This is a genomic window from Variovorax ureilyticus (genome assembly GCF_050632185.1).
Classification (GTDB): Bacteria; Pseudomonadota; Gammaproteobacteria; order Burkholderiales; family Burkholderiaceae_C; genus Variovorax; species Variovorax ureilyticus_A.
Window position 1 is genome coordinate 4,261,995 of the sequence record NZ_CP192579.1, and the last position, 16,788, is coordinate 4,278,782.

At 67.7% G+C, this 16,788-nt stretch carries 15 protein-coding genes; 3 read left to right on the forward strand and 12 right to left on the reverse strand.

Annotated features, from left to right (window positions below; all coding sequences use genetic code 11):
- Positions 1-36 precede the first annotated feature (36 nt).
- The 12 genes from ACQ858_RS21160 to ACQ858_RS21215 form a co-directional block, all read right to left on the reverse strand.
- Entirely contained in the window at positions 37-669 is a 633-nt protein-coding gene (locus ACQ858_RS21160) for a c-type cytochrome (RefSeq protein WP_431274490.1), read from the reverse strand.
- Positions 639-3,758, reverse strand: coding sequence for a molybdopterin cofactor-binding domain-containing protein (locus ACQ858_RS21165; RefSeq protein WP_431274491.1), 3,120 nt, complete (start codon positions 3,756-3,758; stop codon positions 639-641). Before ACQ858_RS21165 ends, ACQ858_RS21160 begins: the two co-directional genes overlap by 31 nt.
- Complete coding sequence (locus ACQ858_RS21170) at positions 3,755-4,234, reverse strand: (2Fe-2S)-binding protein (RefSeq protein WP_431274492.1); 480 nt, start codon at positions 4,232-4,234, stop codon at positions 3,755-3,757. The genes ACQ858_RS21165 and ACQ858_RS21170 overlap by 4 nt, the downstream gene beginning before the upstream one ends.
- 11 nt (positions 4,235-4,245) lie before the next feature.
- Entirely contained in the window at positions 4,246-4,977 is a 732-nt protein-coding gene (gene pncA / locus ACQ858_RS21175) for a bifunctional nicotinamidase/pyrazinamidase (RefSeq protein WP_431274493.1), read from the reverse strand.
- 28 nt (positions 4,978-5,005) lie between these two features.
- Complete coding sequence (locus ACQ858_RS21180; protein ID WP_431274494.1) at positions 5,006-5,740, reverse strand: ABC transporter ATP-binding protein; 735 nt, start codon at positions 5,738-5,740, stop codon at positions 5,006-5,008.
- The gene (locus ACQ858_RS21185; RefSeq protein WP_431274495.1) at positions 5,737-6,540 is read right to left on the reverse strand and encodes an ABC transporter ATP-binding protein; all 804 of its coding nucleotides are present in this window, start codon (positions 6,538-6,540) and stop codon (positions 5,737-5,739) included. Before ACQ858_RS21185 ends, ACQ858_RS21180 begins: the two co-directional genes overlap by 4 nt.
- Positions 6,537-8,453 carry an ABC transporter permease gene (locus tag ACQ858_RS21190; RefSeq protein ID WP_431274496.1) on the reverse strand — a complete coding sequence of 639 codons (1,917 nt, stop codon included), beginning with the start codon at positions 8,451-8,453 and terminating at the stop codon, positions 6,537-6,539. Before ACQ858_RS21190 ends, ACQ858_RS21185 begins: the two co-directional genes overlap by 4 nt.
- A gap of 24 nt (positions 8,454-8,477) precedes the next feature.
- Entirely contained in the window at positions 8,478-9,689 is a 1,212-nt protein-coding gene (locus ACQ858_RS21195) for an ABC transporter substrate-binding protein (protein ID WP_431274497.1), read from the reverse strand.
- Positions 9,690-9,823: 134 nt separating this feature from the next.
- Positions 9,824-10,408: an amino acid synthesis family protein gene (locus ACQ858_RS21200; protein ID WP_431274498.1), complete on the reverse strand. Its 585-nt coding sequence runs from the start codon at positions 10,406-10,408 to the stop codon at positions 9,824-9,826.
- A 132-nt stretch (positions 10,409-10,540) separates the two neighbouring features.
- Positions 10,541-11,182: an amino acid synthesis family protein gene (locus ACQ858_RS21205; RefSeq protein WP_431274499.1), complete on the reverse strand. Its 642-nt coding sequence runs from the start codon at positions 11,180-11,182 to the stop codon at positions 10,541-10,543.
- Between the two features lie 21 nt (positions 11,183-11,203).
- Complete coding sequence (locus ACQ858_RS21210) at positions 11,204-12,127, reverse strand: UPF0280 family protein (protein ID WP_431274500.1); 924 nt, start codon at positions 12,125-12,127, stop codon at positions 11,204-11,206.
- Positions 12,128-12,129: 2 nt separating this feature from the next.
- Entirely contained in the window at positions 12,130-13,749 is a 1,620-nt protein-coding gene (locus ACQ858_RS21215) for a 6-hydroxynicotinate reductase (RefSeq protein ID WP_431274501.1), read from the reverse strand.
- A gap of 248 nt (positions 13,750-13,997) precedes the next feature.
- Between ACQ858_RS21215 and ACQ858_RS21220 the strand changes: the two genes are divergently transcribed.
- From ACQ858_RS21220 to ACQ858_RS21230, 3 genes are all read left to right on the forward strand, one after another.
- Positions 13,998-14,771 (forward strand): ferredoxin--NADP reductase, encoded by a 774-nt coding sequence (locus ACQ858_RS21220; RefSeq protein ID WP_431274502.1) that lies wholly within the window; start codon positions 13,998-14,000, stop codon positions 14,769-14,771.
- 103 nt (positions 14,772-14,874) lie between these two features.
- The gene (locus tag ACQ858_RS21225) at positions 14,875-15,642 is read left to right on the forward strand and encodes a TetR/AcrR family transcriptional regulator (protein WP_431274503.1); all 768 of its coding nucleotides are present in this window, start codon (positions 14,875-14,877) and stop codon (positions 15,640-15,642) included.
- Complete coding sequence (locus tag ACQ858_RS21230) at positions 15,588-16,787, forward strand: amidohydrolase family protein (protein WP_431274504.1); 1,200 nt, start codon at positions 15,588-15,590, stop codon at positions 16,785-16,787. The genes ACQ858_RS21225 and ACQ858_RS21230 overlap by 55 nt, the downstream gene beginning before the upstream one ends.
- Position 16,788 lies beyond the last annotated feature (1 nt).

Sequence of the window (16,788 nt, forward strand, 5' to 3'; positions counted from 1 at the left end):
GGATCGTACGGGAGAGCGCCGATCTCGTGGCGCCCCTCAGGGACCCGCGTGCGCGGCGCTCGCCGCACGCACCCGGGCGACGCTGCCGCGCAGGTCCTGCCACGGCGGCTCCTGCGGCGCGAAGCGGGCGCGCATGTAGCCGGCGAGTTCGGCGATCTGCGCGTCGTCGAGCACCTCGCGGAAGGCCGGCATGAAGCCGATGTCGCGCGAGGCCGGCTCGCGCACCCCTTCGAGGATGGTGCGCAGCAGGTTGTCGGGCCGCGCGCTCGTCAGGTTGCTGTTGAGCGCGAGCGGCGTGTTCACGCCCAGCAGCGTGGGGCCGTCGCCATCGTGGTGGCAGGCCGCGCAGGCGCCGTCGAACATGCGCTGGCCGGCGCCGAGCAGGCGGCCCTGCCCCGCGGCCGCGCGGGCCATCGCCTGTTGCGCCTGGGTGGCAGCGGCTTCGTCCGGCAGCGGGGGGTTGAAGGCGGCGAGGTAGGTCGCCATCGCGCGGATGTCCGAGTCGGGCACGGCGGCAAGTTCGCGCACCACCTCCGCCATCGGGCCGCCCGCGACGCCGTGATGCCGTGCGTGGCCATGGCGAAGGTAGTCGTAGAGGGCGTCGGCATTCCACGGCACCGCGGACGTCGAAAGCGATGTCAGCGCCGGGGCTTCCCAGCCCTCCACCATCGCGCCCGAGAGAACGGCCGCGCCCCCTGCTCCGCGCCCAGTGCATTGCGCGGCGTGTGGCAGGCGCCGCAGTGGCCGAGGCCGTTGACGAGGTACGCGCCGCGATTCCACTCGGCGCTCTGCGCCGCGACCGGCTGCATCGGCGAGGGATCGTGGAAGAGCGCGTTCCATCCCGCCATGAGCGGCCGTGCGCTGAACGGGAACTTCAGTTCCGCCTCCGGCGTTTCCGCGCGCGCCGCCGGCAGCGACATGAAATACGCATAGAGGGCCTGCAGATCGTCGTCGCTGGTCTTGGCGAAGGCGGTGTACGGGAAGGCGGGATACAGGCGATGGCCATCGCGCGAGATGCCTTCGCGCATCGCGCGCTGGAAAGCACTGAACGACCAGCGGCCGAGTCCCGTCTCGGCATCCGGCGTGAGGTTGGTGGTGTAGATGGTGCCGAAGGGCGTTTCCATCGCACGGCCGCCGGCATGGGGCGCACCGCCCGGCGCGGTATGGCAGACCGCGCAGTCGCCGAGCGCCGCGAGCATGCGGCCGCGCTCGATGGTCGCTTCGCTGTAGGCCGGCGCGCTGAACGAGACCGGCGCGATCGCCGGGCGCGATCCGAGCAGGCCGGCGACGGCACCGATGGCGCCGACGAACAGCGCACCCGCACCGGCCCAGAGCCCGCGCCGGCGAGGCCGCGGCGCACCGGCCGGCGTGGCGCGCGGTCGGGCTTCCTGCGGTTGGGCTTCTGCAGGCGGCGGCAGCGGGTTGAGCGCCGCACGGACCACCTCCGGCGTGAACGGCGGCGACCTGAAACGCACGCCCGTCGCATCGAAGATCGCATTCGCGATGGCCGCGGTGCCCGGCACCGACGACGATTCGCCCGCCCCCAGCGGCGGCTCGCCGGGCCGCTGCATGTGCACGACCTCGATGACCGGCACTTCGCGGAAATTGATGATCGGGTAGTTGCCCCACTCGCGGCTCGCGACCACGCCCGAGGGCGAGACGCCGGGCTGCAGTTGCCTGCCGGGCTCCGACTGCTCCGCGAAGCGCACGCGCTCCTTCAATGCGCGGCTGGTGGTCTGGATGACGTTGCCGTGAATCTGGTGCTCGACCCCGGCCGGGTTGACCATCAGCCCCGCGTCATGCCCGACCACCACCCGGCGCACATGCACCTCGCCGGTCTTGCGGTTGACCTCGACGTCCGCGACCCACGCGGACCACGCCGCGCCGAAGCCCGGCCACTTGCTGTGCACGTAGCGCGCATAGGCGAAGCCCTGGCCGAAGAGGATGTCGCCGCCCGGGCCCACGCGCGCGTCAGCGCGCCTTGAAGGGTGATCGCCGTCGGCATCCTCCTGCGGGCCGGTGCGCATGCGCCAGCCGGCTCTCTGCGCGGTCTCGCGCACCAGGTCTGCCGCGCGCGGATCGTGCAGATGGCGCAGCCGGAATGCGACCGGATCGACGCCGGCCGCGGTCGCCAGCTCATCGACATACGACTCGTGCGCGAACGAGCTCGGCAAGGCCGACACGCCGCGCAGCCACGAGGCGCGCACGATCGGCGCCATGTCGTTGACCTTCACGCGCAGGTTGGCGTACGCGTAAGGTGGCCGCGCGGTGCGGTCGCCCATCTCGAAGGCTTGGGCCACCGGTAGGGCGGTGCGCGTGAGCAGCAGCGCGAGCGTCGGTGCGCCGTTCGACGGATAGGAGGTCTCGTAGTCGTAGGCGGCGACGTTGCCGTCCGCATCGAGCCCGCCGCGCACCTGCATCAGCTGCGCTGCGCCCTTGGGCTCCCAGGCGTGCTCCTGCTCGCGCGTGAGCTGCACCCGCACCGGCGCACCGACGGCACGCGACAGCAGCGCTGCGTCGGCCGCGACATCGTCCGCACCGTTGCGGCCGTAGCAGCCCGCGGCCTCCATGCGCACGACGTCGATCTGCACGTCGTCGAGGCCCGTGAGCTTCGCGAGATCGGCGCGCAGCACGTGCGGGTTCTGCGAACCGGCCCACACGCGGAGCTTGAAACTGTCGCCAGGTTCCCATTGCGCGAGCGCGCAGGAGGGGCCGATCGACGCATGCATCTGGTAGGGCCAGACGTAAGTGCGCGGCATCGATCGGGCCGTGCTGGCGAGTGCCCCGTCCACATCGCCTTCGTCGACCAGCAGGCGCTGCGTCGCGGGATTGGCGCGCAGCGCGCCTTCGAGATCGTCGAGCGCCGGCAGGCCGGGCCACGGTTTCCACTGCACGCGCAGTTCACGCATCGCCTGTTCGGCCTGCTCCTCGCGCTCCGCGACGACGCCGACAAAGTCGCGGATGACGACCACCGCATGGATGCCGGGGATGTGCGCGATCGACGATTCATCGACCGACTCCAGCGTGTTGCCGATGAAATCGCCATGGTCCGCGCCGGCATACGGGGGCCGCACCACGCGCCCGTGCAGCATGCCCGGCACGCGCATGTCGTGCACGAAGGTGAGCTCGCCCGCGAGCTTGGCCGGAATGTCGACACGGGGAATGCGACTGCCGACGATGCGGTAGTCCGCCGGGTCTTTCAGGCGCGAGACGGTGTCGAGTTCGAGCACGGTGCGCGCATCGGCAACCAGCTCGCCGAAGCCGAGGCTGAACGCCGGAGCGTCCCCCGCATGCACGCGGCCTCCCTGCACGGTGAGCAGTGAAGGCTGCACGCCGAGCCGCTCCGACGCCTGCATCACGAGCCAAGCGCGCGCCTGCGCCGCTGCGTGTCGCAGCGGGCCGGCATGGATCTGGATCGATGCGCTCGCGATCGTCGCGCCTTGATTGGGCGCGCGCGCGGTGTCGCCGAGCATCATGCGCACCTGCACCAGCGGCACGTCGAGTTCCTCGGCCACGATCTGCGAGAGCGCCGTCTGGATGCCGGTGCCGAGGTCGACGTGGCCGTTCAGCGCGGTGACGCTGCCGTCGTCCCAGACCGCGAGCAGCACCTCCGGCCCCTCGGCCGGATTGCCGGCAATCAGCGTGGGCTGGCCATTGGCCTGCGGCGGCGCGGGCGGCGTCTCGCGCACGATGACGAGCACGCCGTCGGCATTCAGGAATTCGCTGCGCGTGCGAGGCAGGTCGGCTCGCCGCGTCACGAGTCGGCGCCTCCGGCCAGTGACAGTGCGGCGCGCTGCACCGCGTCCACGATCTCGACGTGTGTGCCGCAACGGCACAGGTTGCCCGAAAGCTCGCTGCGGATGCGCGCCTCGCTCGGGTTCGGCTCGCGCGCCAGAAGCGCCGCCGCCTGCATCACCATGCCGTTGAGGCAATAGCCGCATTGCGCGGCCTGTGCGTCCTCGAAGCCTTGCTGCACCGGGTGCCAGCATTCGCGCGAGCCGAGGCCCTCCAACGTGGTGATCTCACGTCCTGCGACGCCATGCGCCGGAATCACGCAGGCGCGCGCGGCCACGCCATCGACCCACACGGTGCAGGCGCCACATTGCCCGAGCCCGCAGCCGTACTTGGGGCCGTTCAGCCCCAGGTCGTTGCGCAGCACATGCAAAAGCGTCGCCTCGCGAGAAGCGGCGAGTTCGACGCGGCGTCCGTTGACCGTCAGGTCGAACCCGATCATTCGCAACCGACTCAAACGGTTTCGATGTCGGTGGATTGGATGCGCTTCACACCCTTCGCGCTCATCTGCTTCCACGCCGCGGCGAGCGAGCCGTTGAGATCGATCGCGCGGGTGGCGTCCTCGATCACGTAGACGTTGAAACCGGCCTTGCGCGCATCCATCGCGGTCCATGCCACGCAGAAGTCGGTGGCGAGGCCGGTCACGAACACGGTCTTGATCCCACGCGCCTTGAGGTAGCCGCCGAGGCCGGTCGCCGTCTTGTGATCCGCTTCCTCGAACGCCGAGTAGCTGTCCATGTCCTTGTGGAAGCCCTTGCGGATGATGATCTGCGCGGTCGGCAGCTTCAGGTCCTTGTGCAGCGCCGCATCGTCGGTGCCCTGCACGCAATGGTCGGGCCACAGCACCTGCGTTCCGTAGCTCAGCTTGGTGGATTCGAACGGCTTCTTGCCCTCATGCGCGCTGGCGAACGACGCATGGCCCTGCGTGTGCCAGTCCTGCGTGACCACGATGTTCTCGAACGAACCCGCGAGCTTGTTGATCAGCGGCACCACCTCCGCGCCGCCCTTCACCGGCAGCGTACCGCCGTCGACGAAGCAGTTCTGCACGTCGACCACGATCAGCGCCGCGTTGGCGCCGGGCTTGATCCTGGCCGCCGCGAACAAAGGCGCCGAAGCGCCAAGACCGCCGATCAGCCCCAGGGCTGCGGCGGACTTCAAGAGGGATCTGCGTTGGGTGTTGTGCATGGGTCGCTCCTCGGGTTGATGAAAGGATTCAGACACTGAGATAGGCACGCCGCACTTCGTCGTTGGCCGCCAGTTCGGCCATCGTGGCCTGGTAGCGGATCTGGCCCTTTTCGAGCACGTATGCGCGGTCCGACACCAGCTCGGCGAAGTGCATGTTCTGCTCCGACAAGAGGATGCTCACGCCCTGCGCCTTGAGCTCCAGGATCATGTTCGCCATCTGCTCGACGATCACCGGCGCGACGCCTTCGGAGGGCTCGTCGAGCAGCACCAGATACGGGTTGCCCATCAGCGTGCGCGCCACGGTCAGCATCTGCTGCTCGCCGCCGCTCATGCGCCCGCCCGGACGGTTGGGCATCTCGCCGAGGTTGGGGAAGAGCTTGAACAGCCGTTCGGGCGTCCACAGCGGCGCGTCCGTGCCATCGCTCCAGCGGCGCGCAGCCTGCTTGCCGACTTCGAGGTTCTCCATCACGCTGAGATCGGTGAACACGCGCCGGTCTTCCGGCACGAAGCCGAGGCCCAGACGCGCCGCGTGATGCGGCTCGGCCTTCGAGATGTCATGGCCGAGAAAGCGCACCGCGCCGCGGCGTTTGCCGAGCATGCCGATCAGCGCCTTGAGCGTGGTGGACTTGCCCGCGCCATTGCGGCCCATCAATGCAACCACTTCACCGCGACGCACTTCGAGATCCACGTCATAGAGGATCTGCGCCGCGCCATACCACGCGCAAAGTGCCTTGGCTTCGAGCAACACTTCATGAGAACTCATGCCGCTTCTCCCACTGCCACGTTCACCGCGGCCGCCTTCTCGGCGATCTTCTCGAAAGTCTTGCCGCTGCCGAAATAGACCTCCTGCACCTTCGGATGGTCGCGGATCTCGAGCGGCTTGCCCTGTGCAATCAAGCGTCCGCGCGCCAGCACGATCATGCGATCGGCATACGCGAACACCACGTCCATGCTGTGCTCGGTGAAGAGGACCGCCATGCCGCGATCGATGACGAGCTGCTTGGTCAGGGCCATGAGAGCGTTGCGCTCCTTGGGCGCCATGCCGGCGGTGGGCTCGTCCATCAGCAGCAGCTTGGGGCTGTTGGCCATCGCGATCGCGAGCTCCACGCGCTTCACGTCGCCGTAGGCGAGCACGCTGCACGGGCGGTCGGCCTGCGACTTCATGCCGACCTGGTCGAGCAGCGCGAGCGCGTCGTCGCGCCGGTGATCGGCGGCGCGGCGCCAGGTGGAGAACAGCTTGTGGTCGTGCGACAAGAGCGCCATCTGCACGTTCTCGACCACGGTGAGCGAAGCGAAGGTCTCGGCGATCTGGAAGGTGCGGCCCACGCCCAGGCGCCAGATCTCGCGCGGCTTCTTGCCGACGAGCTCCTCGCCATCGAGCAGGATCGAGCCGCGATCGGCCTTGAGCTGCCCGTTGACCATGTTGAAGGTGGTGGACTTGCCCGCGCCGTTCGGCCCGATGAGCGCCAGCAGCTCGCCGGGCGCGAGATCGAAGCTGATGCCGTCGACGGCCTTGACGCCGCCGAAGGACTTGCCGAGTTCTGTGACCTTGAGCAGGCTCATGCCTTCGCTTCCTTGAGTTCGGCGGCTTCCGTGACGTGCCGCTTGCGGTCGAACAGCTGCTTGGCGAAGCCCGCGATGCCCTGCGGGAACAGCAGCACCAGCAGCAGGATGATCCCGCCCAGCATCGCGCGCCAGTAGTCGGTGTTGCGCGCGACGGTGTCGTGCAGCCAGGTGAAGGTCACCGCGCCGACCACCGGGCCGGCCAGCGTCTGGATGCCGCCGAGCAGCACCATCACGAGGCCGTCGACCGACTTGCCCACACTGAGCGATTCCGGCGAGATGCTGCCTTTGGAAAACGCATAGAGCGCGCCAGCCAGCCCCGCCGCCGCGCCGGCGATGACAAAGGCCGCCCACTGCATGCGCTTCACGTCGATGCCGATCGCGTCCGCGCGCAGCGCCGAATCTCGGCCCGCGCGCAGCGTGTAGCCGAAGGGCGAGAACAGCACGCGCCGCAACCACAGCACACCCGCGCCGACGAGCAGCAGCGTCAGCCAGTAGTAGGCCCGCTTGTCAGAGAGCCACGCCGAAGGCCACACGCCGGTCAGCCCGTTGCTGCCGCCGGTGAAGCTGTCCCACTGGTAGGTGATGGCCCAAGTGATCTGCGAGAAGGCCAGCGTGAGCATCGCGAGGTACACGCCCGAGAGCCGCACCGCGAACCATCCGAAAACGAAGGCGCCGATCGCAGCGACCAGCGGCGCGACGATGAGCGCCAACTCCATCGGCATGCCGCTCGCGCGCACCAGCAGCGCGGCGCCATACGCGCCCAGGCCGAAGTACGCCGCGTGGCCGAAGGAATGCATGCCCGCCGGACCCATGATGAAGTGCAGGCTGGTCGCGAACAGCGCGGCGATCATCAGGTCGATCATCAGCACCGTCGTATAGGGCGAGTCGGCGGTGATCAGCGGTACGGCGGCCAGCACGAGGCCGAACACGCTGGCGGCGATCAGGTAGGTCTTGCCCGGACGGCGCAGCGGCTCTTCCTGCATGCCGACGTAGCGGCTCGGCGCCTGCGGCCGGCCGAACAGCCCCCACGGGCGCCACACGAGCACCACCGCCATCACCAGGAAGTCGACCACCAGCGTGAGCTTGGAGAACGACACGCTGAGCCCGAACACATCGACCACGCCGAGCCAGATGCAGATCGCCTTGATTTCAGCGATGAGCAGTGCGGCAACGTAGGCACCGGGAATCGATCCCATGCCGCCGACCACCACGACCACGAAGGCCGCGCCGATGGTGTTGAGGTCCATCTCCAGCGTCGCCGGTTCGCGCGGCAGCTGCAGCGCACCGCCGAGCCCCGCCAGCAATGCGCCGAGCGCGAAAACCGCCGTGAAGAGCCACGCCTGGTTCACGCCGAGCGCGCTGACCATCTCGCGGTCCTGCGTCGCGGCGCGCACCAGTGTGCCGAAGCGCGTGCGCGTGAGCAGCATCCACACGAGTCCGAGCACCACCGGCCCGACGACGATCAGGAACAGGTCATACGAAGGAAACTGCCGCCCGAGGATCGACACCGATCCAGCGAGCCCCGGCGCGCGCGGCCCGAGCAGTTCGTCGGGCCCCCAGAACCACAGCACCGCGTCCTTGATGACGAGGACGAGCGCGAAGGTCGCGAGCAGCTGGAAGAGTTCCGGCGCCTTGTAGATGCGCCGCAGCAGCACCACTTCGATCAGGCCGCCGAGCACGCCGACCGCCAGGGCCGCAAGCACCAGTGCGGGCCAGAACCCCATGCCACCACCCAGCCGGTCGACCAGCGTGTACGCGACATAGATGCCGACCATGAAGAACGAGCCATGCGCGAAGTTCACGATGCGCGTGACGCCGAAGATCAGCGACAGACCCGCCGCGACGAGAAACAGCGACGACGCGCTCGCCAGCCCGTTGAGCAGCTGGACGATGAAACCGGAAAAGCTCATGACCCGTTCGCCTCACTTGCTCAGTCAGTCCACCGAACGGGACTTCTTGACCTCTGCAGCGGACGGCTGGTACTTGGCGTCGCCGCCGTCGAGGTACACGTAATCGACCATCACGCCCTTGCCGCCCTCGTTCTTGGTGCGGCCGACGAACGCGCCCATCGTGGACTGGTTGTCTTCGGGGCGGTAGGTGATCTTGCCGAAGGGCGTGTCCACCTGCAGACCCTTGAAGGCCGCGACCAGCTTCTCGGGCTCGGTGCTCTTGGCCTTCGCGATGCCGGCAGCGGCCGACTTGATCATGCTGTAGCCCACCACCGAGCCCAGGCGCGGATAGTCCTTGAACTTGGCCTGATAGGCCTGTTCGAACTTCTTGTGCTCGGCCGTGGTGATGCCGTACCACGGATAGCCGGTCACGATCCAGCCCGTGGGCGCTTCGTCCTTCAGCGGATCCATGTACTCGGGCTCGCCGGTCAGCACGCTCACCACCTCGCGGTCCTTGAACAGGCCGCGCGTGTTGCCTTCGCGCACGAACTTCGAGAGGTCGGCGCCGAACAGCACGTTGAAGATCGCATCGGGTTTCGCATCGGCGAGTGCCTGCACCACGCTACCGGCGTCGACCTTGCCGAGCGGCGTGGCCTGCTCGGCGACGAATTCGACGTCGGGCTGCGCGGCCTTGAGCAGCGTCTTGAATGCCGCGACCGCCGACTGGCCGTATTCGTAGTTGGGGTAGACCACCGCCCAGCGCTTCTTCTTGAGCTTGGCGGCTTCGGGCACGAGCATCGCGGCCTGCATGTAGGTGCCCGGGCGCAGGCGCACGGTGTAGGCGTTGCCGCCCTGCCAGGTGAGCTTGTCGGTGAGCGGCTCGCCGGCCACAAAGAAGAACTTCTTCTGCTTGGCGAAGTCGGCGACGGCCAGGCCGGTATTCGACAGGAAGGTGCCCGCGAGGATGTCGACCTTCTCGCGCGACACCAGTTCTTCGGCCACGCGAACGGCATCGCCGGGGTTGGCGTTGTCGTCGCGGCTGATCAGCTCGATCTTCTTGCCGTTGACGCCGCCCGCCGCATTGATCTCGTCAATCGCGAGTTCCATGCCTTTCTTGTAGGGCTCGAGGAAGGCGGGCTGCGCCTTGTAGCTGTTGATTTCACCGATCTTGATCACGCCCTGCGCGTGCGCAGGAACGAGTGCGGTGACAAGCGTGGCGACGGCGGCCGCGGTGAAGGCGAAACGCAATGGGGTCATCGGGAAACTCCTTGGGACATAAAAAGGATACGGGTTCATTGCCAGGGATACCGTGGAACCGGCTTTGCCGGGCCACCGGTATCGCCCCCGGTGAGGGGTGGAGAGCGACACGAAGTGCGCGAGCCTGGGGAGAGTCATCTCAATCCGTCGACGCCTTTGATCTCAGACACTTGCAGACCGCCGATGCGCGGCAGCGGACGGCCGCTGTCGGTCACCGCGACCGCGACGACGATCTCGTTGGCGCGCGGCGCATCCGACACCCGCGCTTCAACCGCATCGAAGTGGCTGCGCACGAAGGCCGCATCCTTGTGGCCCAGCGGCACATCGATCGCGGTGCCCAGCGTGCCGCGCTTCTTGGCGGAGGGCACGAGCGCGGCGCCCTTCTCCACCGCCGCGCGCAGCGGTGCGCCGAGCTTGGGATGCAGGATCGCCGCGGCGTGCTCGAGCTCGCCGGCCTCGCCGACGATCGCGGCCTTGCCGTAGCTCTGCGCCCGGCCGGGCTCGATGCCGAGCGCGGCGACCGCCTTCTGGCCCAGCAGTGCACCGAGCTCTTCGCCGATGTCGATCAGTTCGTCGAGCGATTCGCTGTAGCGGCCCGCGTACGGGTTCTCGATCACGGCGATCGCGACGGCGCGGCGCGTGGGCGGCTCGATGGTCTTGCCCATTTCCTTGCGGGTCTCATCGACCTGCACGACGAGCTTGCGGATGTTGGCACTCATACGTGCTCCCCCAGGCTCGCGCACTTCGTGTCGCTCTCCACCCCTCGCCGGGGGCAACACCACTGGCCCGGCAAAGCCGGTTCCACGGTGTTCCTGAAACGGATCCACTACGGATTGATTGCATGCTGGTATTCATCGGAGTCCATCCCACTTGGTAATGTCTTCTGCGAGCAGGCCGCCCACACGTGCGTGCACGCGGTAGCCGGTGCTCATCGCAAGGATGAACACGATCTCGTCCGCAGCGGGAGCACCGGGCACGCGCACTTCGAAGGCGTCGAACTGGCCGCGCACGTAGCTGGCGTTGATGTTGGTGAGCGGCACGTCGAGCGTGGTGCCGGGCGCGCCGACCTTCTTGGTCGACGGCACGATCGCCAGTGCGTTGCCGGGCTGGCCCGTCTTCTCCTCGGCCTTGCCCTGCCGGTACGCATCGCGGTCGCCCTTCCAGCCGAGCAGCTCGCGCATCGCATAGCCGCCGGGCACGTGCCACAGCGCGCCGTGCTCGAGTTCGCCGGCGGCGCCCACGATCGCGCCCTTGCCGTAGGTCGCGATGCGCTCGACCGGCACGTCCATCGCAGCGCGCAGGCGGTGCGCCATCTCCAGGCCCACCGGATCGAGCAGCTTCATCATCGGAAGGATGTCGGGCTCGTAGCGGCCCGCGAACGGATTGGTCAGCACCGCGGCGATCGCACCACGCACCAGCGGCGTTGCGGCTCGGGGGCCGAACTCGTGGTAGATGGTCTCGACCTGGGTGAAGACACGGCGTATATCGATCATGAAAACAAGTCCTGCTTTTCGTTAAGCAAATACTGAACCAACTGCATCGCCGGCGCCAGTGGCCGCCCTCTGCGGCAGCAGGGCCGTCACCCGCGAGCTTAAGGGCTGCACCATGCGCCATTGCCCCTGGCAAACCAGCATCGCCGACCCCACCAGACCCATGCGTTGCAGCGCCTCGGCACGAGCAACGCCCGCATCCAGTGCGCGGTGCACCTGGTGGGGCGCAAGGGGTTCGACGTCGCGCGTGACGAGCAGATCGCCGAGGTCGCTGTCGTCCTTGCATTCGTTGGCCGGAAGACGATGGATGCCGCGGTCCTCGACGTTCACCGCGTTCGCGATCACGGTCGCGGCGGCATCGGCTTCGGCCGCCGTTGCGGCGAGCACGGTCACGCTGTCCGCGATGCCGAGCGAGAAGCTGCGCCCGCGCCAGCCGCTGGTCGCGACGCCGCGCACCGGCATGTCCGCCGAGATTTCGAAGCGGCCGTCGGTCGTGAGTGGACCGCTGTCGCGCAGATCGAAGCGCGCGAGATCGGCAAAGAGGCCGACGCGCACCGAATGCCCCGGTGCGAGATGCAGCGCAATGTCGCCGCCGTTGTTGATCCATGCGCGCTCGATGCCGGGCCGATCGAAGCAGCCGATGAGTTCCTGCGCGACCGCGCCCGCCACCGCAGCCATCGGCGTGATGAAGCCCGCGCTGAACGGCGCGCAGGCCAGCCACATGCGTTGCGCGATGGGACCGCGAAGCGCGCATTCCGCACCGACCGGCTGGCGCAGCAAGGCGAGTTCGCCGACGAGCTCATCGAGGACGGTGCCGAAGCGCCGCCATGCGTGCTCGTGCGCCACGGCCACTTCCACCGCATCGCCGTGCGCTTCGGCCACGATGTCGATGGGGCCGTGATTCAGATGCCAGCGGCCACCGTCGAGGGCGGTGCGTTCGGCTCCCATGGTCATCCCAGCATCGGGGGCTGGCCGAGCGGCCAGGGATTGGCCGCATCCATGCGCTGCCACTGGCGCGCGAGCGGTGCGCCATCGTTGTGCCGGGCGCCTCGCGCCAAGGCCTGCTCGATCGAGAAGACATGCTCCATGTGGCCACCGAGCGCTTCGTAGTCCCCGAGCCGCATGCTGAATTCGATCGGCGCGACGATCGCGGGCGTGGGCACGGTGCCGAAGCTGTTGTCGGGCATGCGCATCACATCGACCATCACCGTGATGCCGCCGCCGGGCCACACGTAGGCCGGCGCTCCTCCGCAGGTCACGTTGACCAGCGCCTGCTTGATGGCGCGCGTGAGCAGCACCGGGTTCTCGGTCACGCCGGCACGCAAACTGCCGCCCGCGCCGCCAAGGAACAGCACGGTGCACAGCGACGGCTCGCAGTTCTCGCCGATGCGCTCGACGATGCGGCGCACTTCCTCGGGCATCTCCTGCTCGACGGGGTGCAGTTGCTCGTCGAGCACGTACCACTGCGCATGCTCGCCGGTGGTCGAGGTCATCAGGAGCTTGAGGCCGGGCCGGGCAACGCCCTCTTCCCAGCCTTCGATGATCGACAGCGGATCGCTGATGTCGGTGCCGCCCCAGCCGGTGCCCGGATTCGCGACCTGGAAATAGCGCCCCGGCGTCGATTTGCGTCCGCGCATCTGGATGCCCGAGGCCGGCATGTCGAGGCAGCGCCCAGCCTGGTGCTCGGTGAGCACGCCGGTGATGTGGTCATCGACCACCACGACCTCGTCCGCATGCCCGAAGAGCTGGCGCGCGAAGATGCCGATCGCCGCGGAGCCGCAGCCCACGCGCATGCGCTGCTCTTCCACACCGTTGACGATCGGTGCGCGGCCGGCCTGGATCACCATGCTGGCGCCGCCGTCGATCACGCATTCGACCGCCTTCTTGTTGCCGAGCAGCTGCATCAGCTCGGCGGTCATGCGGCCTTCCTTCTTGCTGCCGCCGGTGAGGTGGTGCACCCCGCCCAGCGAGAGCATCTGCGAGCCGTATTCGGCCGTTGTCACATGACCGACCACTTCGCCCTTGTAGCGGACGTTGGCCTGCTCGGGGCCGAGGAAGCGGTCGGTGTCGATCTTCACCTTGAAGCTGCAGTAGCTGAAGATGCCTTCGGTGACCACCGTGACCATGTCCACGCCGTTGGCCTTGGAGGCGACGATGAAGGGCGCGGGCTTGTAGTCGGGGTAGGTGGTGGAGGAGCCCACGCCGGTCACGAAGACTTCGTCACCGTGGAGGAGATCGCCGTTCCAGTCCGGCGCCTTTTCCTTTGCGCCCGCATCGCCGGCAGGTTCGGCGCCGGCCTGTGCGAAGGGCACCAGTACCGGCGTTTCGCCGGACAGTTCGCGGCGCAGCAGCACGACCGGATCGACCCGCACCAGCACGCCCTCGCGGTTCGCGTAGCGGTCGCACGCACCGGTGCGCCCTTCCGAGATCTGGCACAGCACGGGACAGGCATTGCACTCGACCTTGCTCGCGCTCATCTTCTCGTTGCGCAGCGGCGCGCGGCCGGTGGCCTCGGGCAGCAGGGGCATGTCCATGCCGGGCAGTCCGTCTGTTTTCGTGTGTTCGGTCATCGCGGGCTTCTCTTGAAAATCAGGCCGGCGGGAGTGCAACAACCGTGCCCGATACCCGCTTGTGCCGAAGGTGACGTTTGTGTAGCATTCCCTAAACTTTCATGTGGTGAACACTACATTGAAGGTCAATGTAGCAAACGGGCCCAATGCTTGCAATGGTGTTTTCGTGAGTGTTCCCCGCGAGCCAACAGGCGTCGCCGACAATAGAGGGTTCGCTTCTTTTCAGTCCTTCACCATTTCCGACCCTTATGAGTGCATTCAGCGAAGAACGAGTGTTGAGCGTCCACCACTGGACCGACCGGCTGTTCACCTTCACAACCACGCGCGACCCGGCGCTGCGCTTCTCCAACGGCCACTTCACCATGATCGGGCTGAGGGTCAACAACAAGCCGCTGCTGCGCGCCTACAGCATCGTGAGCCCGAACTACGAGGAGCACCTCGAGTTCCTGAGCATCAAGGTGGAAGAAGGGCCTCTGACCTCGCGGCTGCAGCACATCCAGGTGGGCGACACCATCATCGTGGGCCGCAAGCCCACGGGCACGCTGCTCATCGACTACACGCTGCCCGGCAAGCGCCTGTATCTCTTCGGCACCGGCACGGGGCTGGCCCCCTTCATGAGCATCATCCGTGACCCGGAAACGTACGAGAAGTACGAAAAGGTCATCCTGGTGCATGGCGTGCGCCAGGTGGACGAGCTGGCCTATCACGACCTCGTGACCGACCACCTCCCAAAACATGAGTTCCTCGGCGAGATGGTCTCCAAGCAGTTGCTCTACTACCCGACGGTGACGCGCGAGGAGTTCCGCAACATGGGCCGCATCACCGACCTGATCGAGAGCAACAAGCTGACCGACGATCTCGGCCTGCCGCCGCTCAACCCCGCCGAAGACCGCGTGATGCTCTGCGGCAGCCCCGGGCTCCTGGTGGATTTGAAGCGCATCCTCGAAGAACGCGGCTTCAAGGAAGGCAACACCTCCACGCCGGGCGACTACGTGGTGGAACGGGCTTTCGCCGAGAAATGATGGCCCCCCGGCTTTTCACGCGCTGTGCGCGTGTAACTCCACCCCCGAGGGGGGCGCGGCTCGCCTTGGGGCGGCCCGGCGGCGGCCGCACTCCCTGATTCAGATGTCCGAGCGAAAGGCCCCGACCGCCCGCCCCCAGCGCCGCACCGGCGTGCGCGAAGCCGCGGCGCAGGCCACGCGCGAGAGCATCCTGCGCGCGGCGACGAAGGTGTTCGCCAAGTACGGCTACGACGGCGGCAGCGTCGAGAAGATCTCGAAGGCCGCGAAGTCGTACGACCGGATGATCTACTACTACTTCGGCAGCAAGGAAGGTCTCTTCATCGCGGTGCTCGAAGGCATCTACCGACGCATGGACGACGCCGAAGCGGCGCTGGACCTCGACGCCTCTCGGCCGGTGGAGGCGCTCACCGCGGTGATCCGGTTCGTGCTCGGCTACTACCGCAGGAACCCCGACTTCGTCACGCTGCTCAACACCGAGAACCTGCACAAGGGACGGCACATCGCCAAGTCGCTGCGCGCGCGCGAATACTCCTCGCGCGCGATCGCGATCATTCGCGAGATCATGGCCAGCGGCGTCGCGCAGGGCTTGTTCCGCGCCGATGTGGCGCCGCGCGATCTCTACCTGCTCATCGCGTCGACGGGTTATTTCTACATGTCGAACCGGCACACGCTGACCGCCTTCCTGGCCGAGCCGCTCGAAACACCCGAAGCCGTCGCGCATTGGGAAGACTTCGTGATCGAGGCGGTGCTGCGCACGGTCGATGCCGGGGCTTCCGAAGAATCCTCCACAGCTCCACCCCACGAAGGGGCCACGAAATGGCAGAAGTCGCAACCAACGCAAAGTCAGGCAAGGTCGTCATCCGGAACATAGGGCTGCTGCTCTCGGGCGACATCGACAAGCCCATCCTCGATGCCAACACCATCGTCGTGAGCGACGGGCTGATCGTCGCGGTCGGCAAGGAGAAGGACTGCGACACCGAAGGCGCGAAAACCGTCATCGACGCGAAGAAGACCTGCGTCGCCCCGGGCCTGATCGACAGCCACGTCCATCCGGTCGCGGGCGACTGGACGCCGCGCCAGAGCCAGCTCAACTGGATCGAGTCGAGCATGAATGGCGGCGTGACCACCATGATCTCCGCCGGCGAGGTGCACTACCCCGGCCGGCCCAAGGACATCGTGGGCCTGAAGGCGCTGGCCATCACCGCGCAGCGCGCCTTCGACGCCTTCCGCCCCGCCGGCGTGAAGGTGCTGGCCGGTGCGCCGGTCATCGAGAAGGGCATGGTCGAGAGCGACTTCAGGGAGCTCGCCGAAGCCGGTGTCGGCCTGCTCGGCGAAGTGGGCCTGGGCACAGTAAAGGCCGGCTACGAAGCCAAGGAGATGGTCGCCTGGGCGCGCAAGTACGGCATCCAGAGCACCATCCACACCGGCGGCCCCTCGGTACCGGGCTCGGGCTACATCGACAAGGACACGGTGCTGGAGGCCGACGCCGACATCATTGGCCACATCAACGGCGGCCACACCTCGCTGCCGGAGGCGCATGTGTGCGAGCTGTGCGAGAAGAGCACGCGCGGCATCGAGATCGTGCACAACGGCAACGAGCGCACCGCTGTGGCGGCGGCCAGGGCGGCGATCGAGTTGAAGTGCCCGCACCGCGTGATCCTCGGCACCGATGGCCCCGCGGGCTCGGGCGTGCAGCCGCTGGGCATCCTGCGGATGGTGTCGCTGATCTCGTCGTTCGCGAACATCCCGGCCGAGCTGGTGTTCTGCTTCGCGACCGGCAACACGGCGCGCATGCGCAACCTCAACTGCGGCTTGATCGAACCCGGCCGCGATGCGGACTTCGTGTTCATGGACCGCGCGCAGCACACATCCGGCAAGACGCTGCTGGAGAGCGTGCAGCTCGGCGACATCCCCGGGGTGGGGATGGTGATGATCGACGGCATCGTGCGCTGCGGCCGCAGCCGCAACACGCCGCCGGCGACCGAGGTGCCAGTGGTGGTGTCAGGCGCGCACTGAG

Coding starts and splice junctions, on each gene's coding strand:
- ACQ858_RS21160 (WP_431274490.1), bottom strand. CDS start 669: ATGGTGGAGGGCTGGGAAGCCCCGGCGCTGACATCGCTTTCGACGTCC.
- ACQ858_RS21170 (WP_431274492.1), bottom strand. CDS start 4,234: ATGATCGGGTTCGACCTGACGGTCAACGGACGCCGCGTCGAACTCGCC.
- pncA (WP_431274493.1), bottom strand. CDS start 4,977: ATGCACAACACCCAACGCAGATCCCTCTTGAAGTCCGCCGCAGCCCTG.
- ACQ858_RS21180 (WP_431274494.1), bottom strand. CDS start 5,740: ATGAGTTCTCATGAAGTGTTGCTCGAAGCCAAGGCACTTTGCGCGTGG.
- ACQ858_RS21185 (WP_431274495.1), bottom strand. CDS start 6,540: ATGAGCCTGCTCAAGGTCACAGAACTCGGCAAGTCCTTCGGCGGCGTC.
- ACQ858_RS21190 (WP_431274496.1), bottom strand. CDS start 8,453: ATGAGCTTTTCCGGTTTCATCGTCCAGCTGCTCAACGGGCTGGCGAGC.
- ACQ858_RS21195 (WP_431274497.1), bottom strand. CDS start 9,689: ATGACCCCATTGCGTTTCGCCTTCACCGCGGCCGCCGTCGCCACGCTT.
- ACQ858_RS21200 (WP_431274498.1), bottom strand. CDS start 10,408: ATGAGTGCCAACATCCGCAAGCTCGTCGTGCAGGTCGATGAGACCCGC.
- ACQ858_RS21205 (WP_431274499.1), bottom strand. CDS start 11,182: ATGATCGATATACGCCGTGTCTTCACCCAGGTCGAGACCATCTACCAC.
- ACQ858_RS21210 (WP_431274500.1), bottom strand. CDS start 12,127: ATGGGAGCCGAACGCACCGCCCTCGACGGTGGCCGCTGGCATCTGAAT.
- ACQ858_RS21215 (WP_431274501.1), bottom strand. CDS start 13,749: ATGACCGAACACACGAAAACAGACGGACTGCCCGGCATGGACATGCCC.
- ACQ858_RS21220 (WP_431274502.1), top strand. CDS start 13,998: ATGAGTGCATTCAGCGAAGAACGAGTGTTGAGCGTCCACCACTGGACC.
- ACQ858_RS21225 (WP_431274503.1), top strand. CDS start 14,875: ATGTCCGAGCGAAAGGCCCCGACCGCCCGCCCCCAGCGCCGCACCGGC.
- ACQ858_RS21230 (WP_431274504.1), top strand. CDS start 15,588: ATGGCAGAAGTCGCAACCAACGCAAAGTCAGGCAAGGTCGTCATCCGG.